General features: G+C 73.0%; 9 protein-coding genes. 6 read left to right on the plus strand and 3 right to left on the minus strand.

Annotation, left to right across the window (positions count from 1 at the left end):
- Positions 1–203 precede the first annotated feature (203 nt).
- The 5 genes from acs (at position 204) to AAG589_RS15380 (ending at position 8,081) form a co-directional block, all read left to right on the plus strand.
- The gene (acs, locus tag AAG589_RS15360) at positions 204–2,216 is read left to right on the plus strand and encodes an acetate--CoA ligase (protein ID WP_430568149.1); all 2,013 of its coding nucleotides are present in this window, start codon (positions 204–206) and stop codon (positions 2,214–2,216) included.
- 192 nt (positions 2,217–2,408) lie between these two features.
- Positions 2,409–3,491 carry a glycoside hydrolase family 5 protein gene (locus AAG589_RS15365; RefSeq protein WP_430568150.1) on the plus strand — a complete coding sequence of 361 codons (1,083 nt, stop codon included), beginning with the start codon at positions 2,409–2,411 and terminating at the stop codon, positions 3,489–3,491.
- A 133-nt stretch (positions 3,492–3,624) separates the two neighbouring features.
- Complete coding sequence (gene mshD / locus AAG589_RS15370; RefSeq protein WP_430568151.1) at positions 3,625–4,599, plus strand: mycothiol synthase; 975 nt, start codon at positions 3,625–3,627, stop codon at positions 4,597–4,599.
- A 49-nt stretch (positions 4,600–4,648) separates the two neighbouring features.
- Positions 4,649–7,027, plus strand: a complete 2,379-nt coding sequence (locus tag AAG589_RS15375) for an RNA degradosome polyphosphate kinase (protein ID WP_430568152.1) — start codon at positions 4,649–4,651, stop codon at positions 7,025–7,027.
- A 22-nt stretch (positions 7,028–7,049) separates the two neighbouring features.
- The gene (locus tag AAG589_RS15380; RefSeq protein WP_446719752.1) at positions 7,050–8,081 is read left to right on the plus strand and encodes an NUDIX hydrolase; all 1,032 of its coding nucleotides are present in this window, start codon (positions 7,050–7,052) and stop codon (positions 8,079–8,081) included.
- A gap of 71 nt (positions 8,082–8,152) precedes the next feature.
- On the opposite strand, the gene AAG589_RS15385 is transcribed toward AAG589_RS15380, so the two are convergent.
- The 3 genes from AAG589_RS15385 to AAG589_RS15395 all read right to left on the minus strand — a co-directional run bounded on the left by AAG589_RS15385 (position 8,153) and on the right by AAG589_RS15395 (position 10,692).
- Entirely contained in the window at positions 8,153–9,157 is a 1,005-nt protein-coding gene (locus AAG589_RS15385; RefSeq protein ID WP_430568153.1) for an inorganic phosphate transporter, read from the minus strand.
- A 2-nt stretch (positions 9,158–9,159) separates the two neighbouring features.
- Positions 9,160–9,780 carry a DUF47 domain-containing protein gene (locus AAG589_RS15390; RefSeq protein WP_430568154.1) on the minus strand — a complete coding sequence of 207 codons (621 nt, stop codon included), beginning with the start codon at positions 9,778–9,780 and terminating at the stop codon, positions 9,160–9,162.
- 312 nt (positions 9,781–10,092) lie between these two features.
- Complete coding sequence (locus AAG589_RS15395; protein WP_430568698.1) at positions 10,093–10,692, minus strand: hypothetical protein; 600 nt, start codon at positions 10,690–10,692, stop codon at positions 10,093–10,095.
- Between the two features lie 170 nt (positions 10,693–10,862).
- Between AAG589_RS15395 and AAG589_RS15400 the strand changes: the two genes are divergently transcribed.
- On the plus strand, positions 10,863–12,299 hold the full coding sequence (locus tag AAG589_RS15400) for a sugar porter family MFS transporter (RefSeq protein ID WP_430568155.1): 1,437 nt from the start codon (positions 10,863–10,865) through the stop codon (positions 12,297–12,299).
- The last annotated feature ends 41 nt before the right edge of the window (positions 12,300–12,340 follow it).

The following is a 12,340-nucleotide window of genomic DNA, read 5'->3' on the forward strand; positions in this document are numbered from 1 at the left end:
CCCCGAGGCTGGGGCCACGCGGGCCGCTGCCGCGCCTCGCGCCGTTTTGCAAGGAGTGCGTCCCAACCATGGGACGGCGTGACCCCGGTCACGCGCGAGGTCTAGACTCCCGACGGCGGGGCCCCGCGAGGCGCCGCCGTCCCGGGGTGCGACGCGTCGCACCGGTGGGACCGCACCAGCGACGATGCGCACCGGAGGTAAGCGTGCCAGAGAACGAGACCACCGCCCCCAGCCTCGAGAACCTGCTGCACGAGACGCGAGCGTTCCCGCCCAGCCCCGCCTTCGCGGCGCAGGCGAACGCCCAGCCGTCCCTGTACGAGGAGGCCAAGGCCGACCGGCTCGGGTTCTGGGCCGACCAGGCGCGGGAGCTGGTCAGCTGGTCCACGCCGTTCACCCAGACGCTCGACTGGTCCGAGGCCCCGGTGGCGAAGTGGTTCGCCGACGGGAAGCTCAACGCCGCGTACAACGCGGTGGACCGGCACGTCGAGGCCGGGCTCGGCGACCGCGTCGCCATCCACTTCGAGGGCGAGCCGGGCGACACCCGCACCGTCACCTACGCCGACCTGCAGCGCGAGGTCTCCCGGGCCGCGAACGCGCTCACCGCGCTGGGCGTCGCCAAGGGCGACCGCGTCGTCATCTACCTGCCGATGCTGGTCGAGTCGGTCGTCGCGATGCTCGCGTGCGCGCGCATCGGCGCCCCGCACTCGGTCGTGTTCGGCGGGTTCTCGGCCGACGCGCTGCGCAGCCGCATCGCCGACGCCGAGGCGAAGCTCGTCATCACCGCCGACGGCGGCTACCGCCGCGGCGCGCCGTCCGCCCTCAAGCCCGCCGTCGACGAGGCGCTCGCGCCGAAGGAGGGCGAGCCCGCGACCACGGTGGAGCACGTGCTCGTCGTGCGCCGCACCGAGCAGGAGGTCGACTGGACCGAGGGCCGCGACGTGTGGTGGCACGACGCCCTCGCCGACGCCGACACGTTCCACGAGCCCGTGCCGGTGGACGCCGAGCACCCGCTCTTCATCCTGTACACCTCGGGCACCACCGGGAAGCCGAAGGGCATCCTGCACACCACCGGCGGCTACCTCACCCAGGCGGCCTACACCCACAAGAACGTCTTCGACCTCAAGGCCGAGTCCGACGTCTACTGGTGCACCGCCGACATCGGCTGGGTCACCGGGCACACCTACGTCGTCTACGGCCCGCTCACCAACGGCGCCACCCAGGTGCTGTACGAGGGCACGCCGGACACCCCGCACCGCGGCCGCTGGTGGGAGCTCGTCGAGAAGTACAAGGTCTCGATCCTCTACACCGCCCCCACCGCGATCCGCACCTGCATGAAGTGGGGCGAGGACATCCCCGCCGGCTTCGACCTGTCGAGCCTGCGCGTGCTCGGTTCGGTGGGCGAGCCCATCAACCCCGAGGCGTGGATGTGGTACCGCCGCGTCATCGGCGGCGACACCGCCCCCATCGTCGACACCTGGTGGCAGACCGAGACGGGCGCCATCATGATCAGCCCGCTGCCCGGGGTCACCGCGACCAAGCCCGGTTCGGCGCAGGTCGCGCTGCCCGGCATCGTCGCCGACGTCATGGACGACGAGGCGCACTCCGTGCCCGACGGCGGTGGCGGGTACCTCGTGCTCTCGGAGCCGTGGCCCTCCATGCTCCGCGGCATCTGGGGCGACCTGCAGCGCTTCAAGGACACCTACTGGTCGCGGTTCGAGGGCCTGTACTTCGCCGGCGACGGCGCGAAGAAGGACGAGGACGGCGACATCTGGCTGCTCGGCCGCGTGGACGACGTCATGAACGTCTCCGGCCACCGCCTGTCCACGACGGAGATCGAGTCCGCACTCGTCTCGCACGACATCGTGGCCGAGGCCGCCGTCGTCGGCGCCAACGACGAGACCACCGGCCAGGCGGTCGTGGCGTTCGTCATCCTGCGCGGCGAGCACGCCGAGCGGGCCGCGACGGCGGAGGGCGCCGAGGCGGTCCAGGCCGAGCTGCGCAACCACGTGGCCAAGGAGATCGGCCCGATCGCCAAGCCGCGCCGCATCCTCGTCGTGCCGGAGCTGCCCAAGACCCGGTCCGGCAAGATCATGCGCCGCCTGCTGCGCGACGTCGCCGAGAACCGTGCCGTGGGCGACGCGACGACGCTCGCCGACTCCTCGGTGATGGACCTCATCACCGCGGGGCTGGCGAAGCCGACCTCCTCCGAGGACTGACGGTCGACGGGCTCGACCCTCGCCGGTCGAGCCCGTCGGTCCCCGCGCACCCCGCCGGTCGAGCCTGTCGACACCCCGGTCCACCGGCCCCCTTAACCGTTTCACGGCCCTGACGACCACCGGCGCCTCGAGCACCGTGGGACCGCACGCGCAGCGCGTGCCGAGTCGCACGAGAGACGAGGACGTCCCGCCATGCCGCACACACCCGCTCCCCCCGGCCCGACGACGCGGCCCTCGGCCCGCCGTCTCACCCCGGCCCTGATCGCCGCGGCAGCGCTCGCGGCCGGCGCCGCGACCGCGTCGGTCGCGACGGCGCCCGACGCCCGCGCCGACACCCCGCCCGGCATCCACGTCGCCGACGGGCGGGTCGTCGAGGCCGACGGCACCGACCTCGTGCTGCGCGGCGTCAACCACGCGCACACCTGGTTCACGCAGGAGACCGAGTCGTTCGCGGACATCAAGGCCGCGGGCGCCAACTCCGTCCGCGTCGTCCTGTCCAGCGGCGACCAGTGGACCCGCAACACCCCGGAGGACGTCGCCCACGTCGTCGACCTCTGCGAGGAGAACCGGCTGGTCTGCATCCTCGAGGTGCACGACACCACGGGCTACGGCGACACGTCCGCGCCCGACGCCGCGACGCTCGACCAGGCGGTGGACTACTGGGAGGACCTCTACCCGACGCTCGCCGGCACCGAGGACTTCGTGATGGTGAACATCGGCAACGAGCCGATGGGCAACGACGACGCCACCAACGAGACCTGGGCGGACGCGACCTCCGACGCCATCGTGCGGATGCGCGACATCGGGTACGAGCACGCGCTCGTCGTCGACGCGCCCAACTGGGGCCAGGACTGGAAGAACTACATGCGGCCCGCGGCCGCCGACGTGTTCGCCTCCGACCCGGACGCGAACACGGTCTTCTCGATCCACATGTACAGCGTGTACAACCAGCACGAGACGGTGACGGACTACCTCGAGTTCTTCATCGACGCCGGGCTGCCGATCATCGTCGGCGAGTTCGGCTGGCAGCAGACCTCCGCCGACGTCGACGAGGACTGGGTGCTGTCGGAGGCGGAGCGCCTCGACCTGGGCTGGCTCGCCTGGTCGTGGAGCGGGAACACCGACCCGTACCTCGACCTGGTGCTCGGCTTCGACGCCGGCAACCCCAGCGCGTGGGGCGCCCGGATCATCGACGGTCCGGACGGCCTGCGCGAGACCGCCGTGGAGGCGTCGTGGTTCGGCGGCGCCACCGACCCGGCCGCCCCGCCGAGGTAGTCCGGACTCCCGCGAGGTAGTCCGGGACCCCGCGAGGTAGTTCGAAGCCCCGCGAGGTAGTTCACAGCCCCGCGAGGTCGTGGTCCGGCCCACCACCTCGCGGGGCCCGGACCGCCTCGGGGAGAATGGGGTCGTGCCCACGACGCCCGCTCTGTCCTTCGACCCCCTCGACCCGGCCGCGCAGGACGCCGTGCGCGCGCTCGCCGCGGCAGCGGCGGAGCACGACGGCGTCGCCCCGCTGTCCGAGCAGCCGCTGCTGCGCCTCGGCACGGACGCCGACTGGCTGACGCACGTCGTCGCTCGCGACGACGAGGGCACGGTCGTCGGCTACCTGCAGGTGGATCGCGGCGGCGACGACGCGAGCGCCGAGCTCGTCGTGCACCCGGACGGCCGGCGCCAGGGCGTGGGCGGCGTGCTGCTGCGCACCGCGGAGCGCGACGCGCGGCTGCCGATGTTCTCGGGCGCGCCCGGCCAGCGCGGCAAGCCGCTGCGGGTGTGGGCGCACGGCGACCTGCCCGCCGCGCAGGCGTTCGCGGCCGCGCACGGCTACGAGGTGGCGCGCGAGCTGCTCGTGCTCGCTCGCGCTCTGGGGCCCGACGACGCGGCCCGCGACGTCCCGGACCTGGCCGGCCTCGCCCTGCGCACCTTCCGGCCCGGCGCCGACGACGAGGCGTGGGTGCGGCTCAACGCGCGCGCGTTCGCGGACCACCCGGAGCAGGGTCGCCTCACGGTGGACGACCTGCACGACCGGCAGCGCGAGCCCTGGTTCGACGCGGACGGCTTCTTCCTCGTGGTGCCCGCCGACGACGAGACGAGCGAGCCGCTCGGCTACCTGTGGACCAAGGTCGAGGACCAGCCCGAGGGCGCCCGGGCGGGCGAGAGCCGCGTCGGGGAGATCTATGCCGTCGGCGTCTCCCCCGACGCGCAGGGCCGCGGCCTGGGCCGCGCGCTCACCGCCGTCGGGCTGCGGCACCTGGCGCGGGTGGGCTGCGACCGCGCGGTGCTGTACGTGGACGGGGACAACGCGGCCGCGCTGGCCACCTACGCGGGCGCCGGCTTCGAGCGCGCCGCCGCGGACGTCCAGTACGCCCGGCCCGCGGTCGCCTAGCGAGGAGGCGGAGGCGTTCGTCACCCGCCGTTCACCTATCGGTGCCACGATGGGGGGCATGACAGCGTCGCGCCCCCGAACGCCCCGGACCCGCGACGGACGCGGCCGCTACTCCACCGCCGCACCGGACGCCGTCGCGGCGGCCGAGGTGACGGACAGCCGCCCGCGGTCCACCGCCGTCGCGCCCTCCCGCCCGCTCGACCCGCAGCTCGCGGCGCACATCGCCGAGCACATCGCGGAGGAGCCGGAGGCGCAGGACGGCGCGGCCCGGGCCGAGCCCGAACCCCTGCCCGACGACCGGTTCGCGGAGCGGGAGCTGAGCTGGCTGGCGTTCAACGAGCGCGTGCTGGAGCTCGCGGAGGACCCGACGCTGCCGCTGCTGGAGCGCACCCGGTTCCTCGCGATCTTCGCGTCCAACCTGGACGAGTTCTTCATGGTGCGGGTCGCCGGCCTGAAGCGCCGCATCGCGACCGGCATCGCCGTCACCGCGGCGTCGGGCATGAGTCCTCGCCAGGTGCTGGAGGCGATCGGCGAGGGCGCGCACCGCCTCATGACACGGCACGCGGAGGTGTTCCGCTCCGACGTGCAGCCGGCGCTCGACGCCGAGGGCATCACGATCGTGCACTGGGACCAGCTCGAGGTGCGCGAGCAGGAGCGGCTGCACAAGTTCTTCCGCAAGCAGATCTTCCCGGTGCTCACGCCGCTGGCGGTGGACCCGGCCCACCCGTTCCCCTACATCTCGGGGCTGTCGCTCAACCTGGCGGTCGTCGTCGCGAACCCCCTGACCGGCAAGGAGCACTTCGCCCGGGTCAAGGTGCCGCCGCTGCTGCCGCGGTTCATCGCCGTCGACGACCGCGGCCGCCCGTCGGCGCCGACGCCCACGCAGGGCGGCGGCACGCAGACGTCGTTCGTGCCGCTGGAGGAGGTCATCGCCCAGCACCTCGACCACCTGTTCCCCGGCATGGAGGTGCGCGAGAGCCATACCTTCCGCGTGACGCGCAACGAGGACGTCGAGGTCGAGGAGGACGACGCCGAGAACCTCCTGCAGGCGATGGAGAAGGAGCTGCTGCGCCGCCGCTTCGGCCCGCCCGTGCGGCTCGAGCTGGCGCACGGCATCTCCCCGCGCATCCGCGACCTGCTGGTGCGCGAGCTCTCCGTGGCGGAGGAGGAGGTGTACGAGCTGCCGGCGCCGCTCGACCTCACGGGCCTCAACGTCATCGCCGACATCGAGCGGGCCCCGCTGCACTACCCGCCGTTCGTCCCCACGACGCACCGCCAGCTCGCGGAGGTGGAGTCCGCCACGGCCCGGGACGTGTTCGCCGCGATCCGCGAGCGGGACGTCCTGCTGCACCACCCCTACGACTCGTTCTCCACGTCGGTGCAGACGTTCCTCGAGCAGGCGGCCGCCGACCCGGCGGTGCTCGCCATCAAGCAGACGCTGTACCGCACGTCGGGCGACTCCCCGATCGTCGACGCCCTCATCGACGCGGCCGAGGCCGGCAAGCAGGTGCTCGCGCTGGTGGAGATCAAGGCACGCTTCGACGAGCAGGCGAACATCTCCTGGGCGCGCAAGCTCGAGGAGGCGGGCGTCCACGTGGTGTACGGGATCGTGGGCCTCAAGACGCACAGCAAGCTGTCCCTCGTGGTGCGGCAGGAGTCGGACGGGCTGCGCCGCTACTGCCACATCGGCACCGGCAACTACCACCCCAAGACGGCGCGCATGTACACCGACCACGGGCTGCTCACGTGCGACCGCGACGTCGGCCAGGACCTCACGCGGCTGTTCAACCAGCTCTCCGGCTACGCGCCGCAGTCGCGCTTCCACCGCCTGCTCGTGGCGCCCCGCACCGTGCGCTCCGGCCTCATCGAGCGCATCGAGCGCGAGGCCGACGCCGCCCGCGCCGGGCACGAGGCCTGGGTGCGCATCAAGGTGAACTCGGCGGTGGACGAGGCCACGATCGACGCCCTGTACCGCGCCTCGCAGGCCGGGGTGAAGGTCGACCTCGTGGTCCGCGGCATCTGCGCGCTGCGCCCGGGCGTGCCCGGCCTCAGCGAGAACATCCGGGTGCGGTCCATCCTCGGCCGCTTCCTGGAGCACTCGCGGATCTACGCGTTCGCCAACGCGGCCGGCCCGGCCATCGGCGAGGGCCCCGAGTCGGGCCCCGAGGTGTACATCGGCTCGGCGGACCTCATGCACCGCAACCTCGACCGGCGCGTCGAGGCGCTCGTGCGGATCGCCGACGAGGGCCAGGTCGCGGAGCTCCTGGAGCTCATGGACGCCTCGATGTCGGACCGGACGTCGACGTGGCACCTGCAGCCCGACGACACGTGGGTGCGCCACAGCGTCGGCCCCGACGGCGAGCCGCTGGTGGACCTGCAGGCCCGGCTGGTCGACCGGCACCGCCGCCGGCCCGAGCGGGCCCGATGAGGGCGCAGTGAGGGCGGCGCGGGTGCGACGGGCCGCGGGCGCGACGGCGGCACCGCTCGTGGACCGGCTCGGGGCGACGTCCGTGGAGCACGCCCCGGTGATCGAGTCCGCGGGCGGGCTGGTGTGGCGCGAGCGTGAGGGGCGGTTGCAGGTGCAGCTCGTGCACCGGCCGCGCTACGACGACTGGTCCTGGCCCAAGGGCAAGCTCGAGCCGGGCGAGGCCCTGAACACGGCCGCCGCGCGGGAGGTCGCGGAGGAGACGGGCAAGCCCGTGGTCCTCGGCCTCCCGCTGCCCGGCCTGCAGTACCTGACGCCCGAGGGCCGCGTGAAGCGCGTGCACTACTGGGCTGCCCGCCGCGCGTCCCGCGCCGGCGACGCCGAGGCCCTGGCCGCCCGGTTCCCCGTGCAGCCGCCGTCGAAGGACGAGGTGGACGCCAAGGCGTGGCTCGACGTCGACGACGCCGCCGCACGGCTGACGCGGGAGGCCGACCGCGGACCGCTCGAGGCCCTCGTCCAGGCGCACGGCCAGGGGCGCCTCACGACCCATGCCGTGGTCATCGTGCGGCACGGCAGGGCCGTGACGCGGGCCGCCTGGCACGGCAGCGAGCACGACCGGCCGCTGACCCCGGTGGGCCACGCCCAGGGCGCGGCCCTCGTCCCGGTGCTCGCGGCCTACGGCGTGACGTCCGTGGTGTCGAGCCGCTGGGAGCGCTGCGCCGCGACGATCGAGCCGTACGTGCGGGAGTCGCACGCCCGGCCGGAGCTCAGCGACCAGCTCGGCGAGGCGGAGCACGAGCGCTCGCCGTCCCGCGTCGCCGCCACCGTGCGCGAGCTGCTCGAGTCGGGCCGGTCGTCGGTGCTGTGCACCCACCGGCCGGTGCTCCCGACCGTGCTGGACGTGCTGGGCCAGCACTCCCGCCGCGCCGTCGCGAACGTCCTGCCCTCGCGCGACCCGTTCCTCGAGCCCGGCGACCTGCTCGTGGCGCACGTCGCCGCGACGACCAAGGGACCGCGCGTCGTCGCCGTCGAGAAGGTCACTCCCCCGGTCTACTGACGCCCACCCCGCTGGTCGAGCCTGTCGAGACCCAGGTACCGGGTTTCGACGGGCTCAACCGGCGAGGGACGTCACGTGAGCCAGGGGTGCAGGATCCAGGTCATGATCGCGGCCACGAGGGCGGCGGCCGGGATGGTCAGCACCCAGGCCACGCCGATGTTCTTCGCGACGCCCCAGCGCACGGCGGACAGCCGGCGCGTGGCGCCGACGCCCATGATCGCCGAGGTGATCGTGTGGGTCGTGGAGACGGGGGCGTGCAGGATGAACGCGTTGGCGTAGAGCACCAGGGCCGACACGGACTCGGCGACGAAGCCGCGGGCCGGGTCGAGCTCGATGATGCGCCGGCCCAGCGTGCGCATGATGCGCCAGCCGCCGGAGTAGGTGCCGAGCGAGATCGCGGCCGCCGCGCCGAGCTTGACCCACAGCGGGATGCCCGCGTCCGGGTCGGCCCAGCCGACCGTGAGGAGCGCCATGAAGATGACGCCCATGGTCTTCTGCGCGTCCTGGAGACCGTGGCCGAGCGCCATCGCCGCGGCCGAGGCGGTCTGCGCGAGGCGGAACCGGCGGGTCACCTTCGACGGCGCCTTGTTCCGGAAGATCCACAGCACGGCCACCATGACGATGTAGGCGCCGATGAAGCCGATGAGCGGCGAGAACACCATCGGCAGCACGACCTTGTCGATGATCGCCTGGCCGTAGATGGGCAGCCCCGCCGCGAGCCCGGCACCCACCAGCCCGCCGATGAGCGAGTGCGTGGACGACGACGGCAGGCCGAACCACCACGTGATGAGGTTCCAGGCGATGGCACCGAGCAACGCGCACAGCACCACGATCAGCGCGGTGTGGTTGGACGCGTCCTGCAGGTCGACGATCGACGTCGCGATGGTCTCGGCGACCTCGGTGCCCAGCAGGGCGCCGACGAAGTTCATGACCGCCGCCATGCCGAGCGCGAGCCGCGGCGTCAGCGCGCGGGTCGAGACGGAGGTGGCGATGGCGTTGGCCGCGTCGTGGAAGCCGTTGGTGTAGTCGAAGCCGAGCGCGATCGCGACGACGAGGACGACGAGGGCCGCCTCCACCGTCAGGACTCCTTGAGGGCGATGGTCTCGACCATGTTCGCGACCCGCTCGAAGGCGTCGGCACCTTCCTCGAGCATGTCGACGATCTCCTTGAGCTTGATGAGCAGCACCGGGTCGGTGGTGTCGTCGAAGAGCTGCGCGATGAGCTCGCGGTGCAGCTTGTCGCCCTGGTTCTCGAGGCGGTTGATCTCGACCCAGTAGTCGGACAGCTGGTCCATGGAGCGCAGGCGCGGCATGGCCTCGGCGGTGAGCTCGGCGCAGCGCTGCAGCACCTGCACCTGCTCGGAGACCCGCAGGGGCAGCTCGTCGACCTTGTACAGGACGATGAGGTCGCCGGCCTCCTCCATGGCGTCCATGCAGTCGTCGAGCGCGGACGCCAGGCCGTAGATGTCGTCCCGGTCGAACGGGGTGACGAACGTCTGGTTCAGGCGCCGCATGATCGAGTGCGTCGCGTCGTCGGCGACGTGCTCGGCCTCGTTGAGCCGACGGACGATCCCTTCCCGCTCCTGCCGTGACGCCCCGAGCAGCTCCGCCAGGAGCGAGGCCCCCGTGACGTTGTGCTGCGCGAGCGTCGCCAGCATGTCGAAATAGGTCGTGTCGCGCGGTGTCAGGCGCAGGCGCACGTGTGGCTCCCGGATCGAGGACGCTGAGACTCTCACAGACTAGAGGTGGCCATCCTGGCGCGACCAGTTGAACGCGCGCTGAACAATCCGCCTCGTGGGCTGCGGGAACTCGGGTGAGGTGCGACGCCGGACCGGGAGCGCCTCTCGGCGCGTGGCCGCTCGTAGCGGCTGAAGATGGAGCCCGGGGCTACCGCGGCCCGACGTCGCCCGAACATCGTAAGCCCGGGCGTCGGCGTGCTCCCAAACCCGCTGGTTGAGCCTGTCGAAACCCAGGTCCCGGATCTCGACAGGCTCGATCGACGGGCGGCGAGGTCAGTCGAGGGTCCCGGCCCGCCAGCCGGACGCGGCGCGCTCCAGCTCCTCGGCGGTGCGCACGAGATCTGCGGCGCCGCGCGTCATGCGCGTGGCGCCGTCGGGGTCGGCGACCTCGCGCGCGTCGGCGTCGAAGGCCGCGCCGGTCGCGAGGATGCGGCAGAACGACGCCGCCCGCTCCAGGGCCACGGCCAGGTCGCCGGCGTAGACGCCGGACAGGACGTCGTCCGCGAGCGCCCGCAGGTCCTCGGGGCCGGGCGGGCGCGGCACGCCGGCCACCGCCTCGTGCACGGGGGCGGCGTCGACGCCGAGGCGGTAGCGCAGGCCCACGGTGCGCGGGTCGCGGCGCACCCACTCGCGCAGCACGTACAGCCGCCAGAGCGCGCCGGGCAGCGACGCGGGGGCGGCGTCGGACCACAGGGCGGCGACGACGTCGAGCCCCTCCCGCTCGACCAGGCGCACCAGCCGGTCCACGACCTCCGGGTCCTCGGCGGCCCGCGCCCGGTGCACGACGGCGCGCGCGGTGGTGTGCGCCACCTCGTCGCGCAGCGCGGGGTCGAGCGACCCGGGGATCTGCTCCGCGGTCTGCGGGTCGAGCATGGCGGGTCGGCGGTGCCTGCGCGGCTCGGGTGCGTCGTTCACCGGTCCAGTCTCACCCCGACCGCAAGGGCTCCCGCAGCCCCTGCCGCGTCCGGCCTGCTCAGCGCGCCGACCTCGCGGCCCCGACCTAGCATCGGAGGACAGGTCTGCCGAGCGGAGCGAGGACGATCATGACGAGCCCAGCACCAGGAACCGCGGCCCACGCCGCCCACCGGAAGGCCACGGCGCTCGCCGTCGCGGCGGCGGTCGGCGGCTTCCTCTTCGGCTTCGACTCGTCGGTGATCAACGGCGCGGTCGACGCGATCGAGGGGCAGTTCGACCTCAACTCCACCGTGACGGGCCTCGTCGTCGCGATCGCGCTGCTCGGCTGCGCGCTGGGCGCGTGGTCGGGCGGCAAGCTCGCCGACCGGTGGGGCCGCACCCACGTGATGGTGCTCGGCGCGGTGCTGTTCTTCGTCTCGTCGATCCTGTCGGCGATCGCGTGGAGCGCCTGGGACCTGGCGCTGTGGCGGTTCATGGCCGGCGTCGGCATCGGCATCGCCTCGGTGATCGCCCCCGCGTACATCGCGGAGATCGCCCCCGCCGCCATGCGCGGGCGCCTCGGGTCGCTGCAGCAGCTCGCGATCACCGTCGGTATCTTCGCGGCCCTGCTGTCGGACCAGATCCTCGCGACGGCGGCCGGCAGCGCCGCGAACGAGCTGTGGTTCGGCTGGGAGGCCTGGCGGTGGATGTTCCTCGTCGCCGTCATCCCCGCGGCCGTGTACGGCATCCTCGCGCTGCGGATGCCCGAGTCGCCGCGCTACCTGGTGACGAAGGACCGCGACGACGAGGCCCGCGCCGTCCTGAAGTCGGTGCTCGGGCCGGACGAGCATCCGGACGAGCGCATCGGGGAGATCCGCCGGTCGATCGCGTTCGACGAGGAGAACGCGGAGCTGGGCTCGCTCAGGGGCAGCACCCTCGGGCTCAAGCCGATCGTGTGGGTCGGCATCGTCATGGCGATCTTCCAGCAGTTCGTCGGGATCAACGTGATCTTCTACTACTCGACGACGCTGTGGCAGGCGGTCGGCTTCGACGAGTCGCAGGCGTTCCTCGTCTCGACGATCACGTCGGTGACCAACGTGGCCGTGACGTTCATCGCCATCGCCCTCATCGACAAGGTGGGCCGGCGGCCGCTGCTGCTCATCGGCTCGGCGGGCATGGCAGTCTCCCTGGGGCTGATGGCGCTCGCGTTCACGCAGTCCACGGGCAGCGGCGACTCCCTCAGCCTCGGCGCCCCGTGGAACGGCATCGCCCTGGTGTGCGCCAACGCGTTCGTCGTCTTCTTCGGCGCCACGTGGGGCCCGCTGATGTGGGTGCTGCTGGGCGAGATGTTCCCGAACCGGATCCGCGCCGCGGCCCTGGGCGTGGGGGCGGCGGCCAACTGGATCGCGAACTTCGCGATCACGCTGACGTTCCCCCCGATGCTCGACACGTTCGGCCCCTCCGTCCCCTACCTCATGTACTGCGTCTTCGCCGTACTGTCGTTCTTCTTCGTCCTCGGCAAGATCCCGGAGACGAAGGGCGTCGAGCTCGAGGACATGGCGGGCGAGGCCTACAAGCGCGCCTGACCGCTCGCTCCGCGCACGGCCCGCGACGCCTTCCGGACGTC

The organism is Isoptericola sp. F-RaC21 (assembly GCF_038593535.1).
GTDB lineage: Bacteria > Actinomycetota > Actinomycetes > Actinomycetales > Cellulomonadaceae > Isoptericola.

Bases quoted from the DNA above. Each gene is read 5' to 3' on its own strand.
- AAG589_RS15375 (WP_430568152.1), top strand. From the start codon at position 4,649: ATGGGGGGCATGACAGCGTCGCGCCCCCGAACGCCCCGGACCCGCGAC.
- AAG589_RS15365 (WP_430568150.1), top strand. From the start codon at position 2,409: ATGCCGCACACACCCGCTCCCCCCGGCCCGACGACGCGGCCCTCGGCC.
- AAG589_RS15395 (WP_430568698.1), bottom strand. From the start codon at position 10,692: ATGCTCGACCCGCAGACCGCGGAGCAGATCCCCGGGTCGCTCGACCCC.
- AAG589_RS15400 (WP_430568155.1), top strand. From the start codon at position 10,863: ATGACGAGCCCAGCACCAGGAACCGCGGCCCACGCCGCCCACCGGAAG.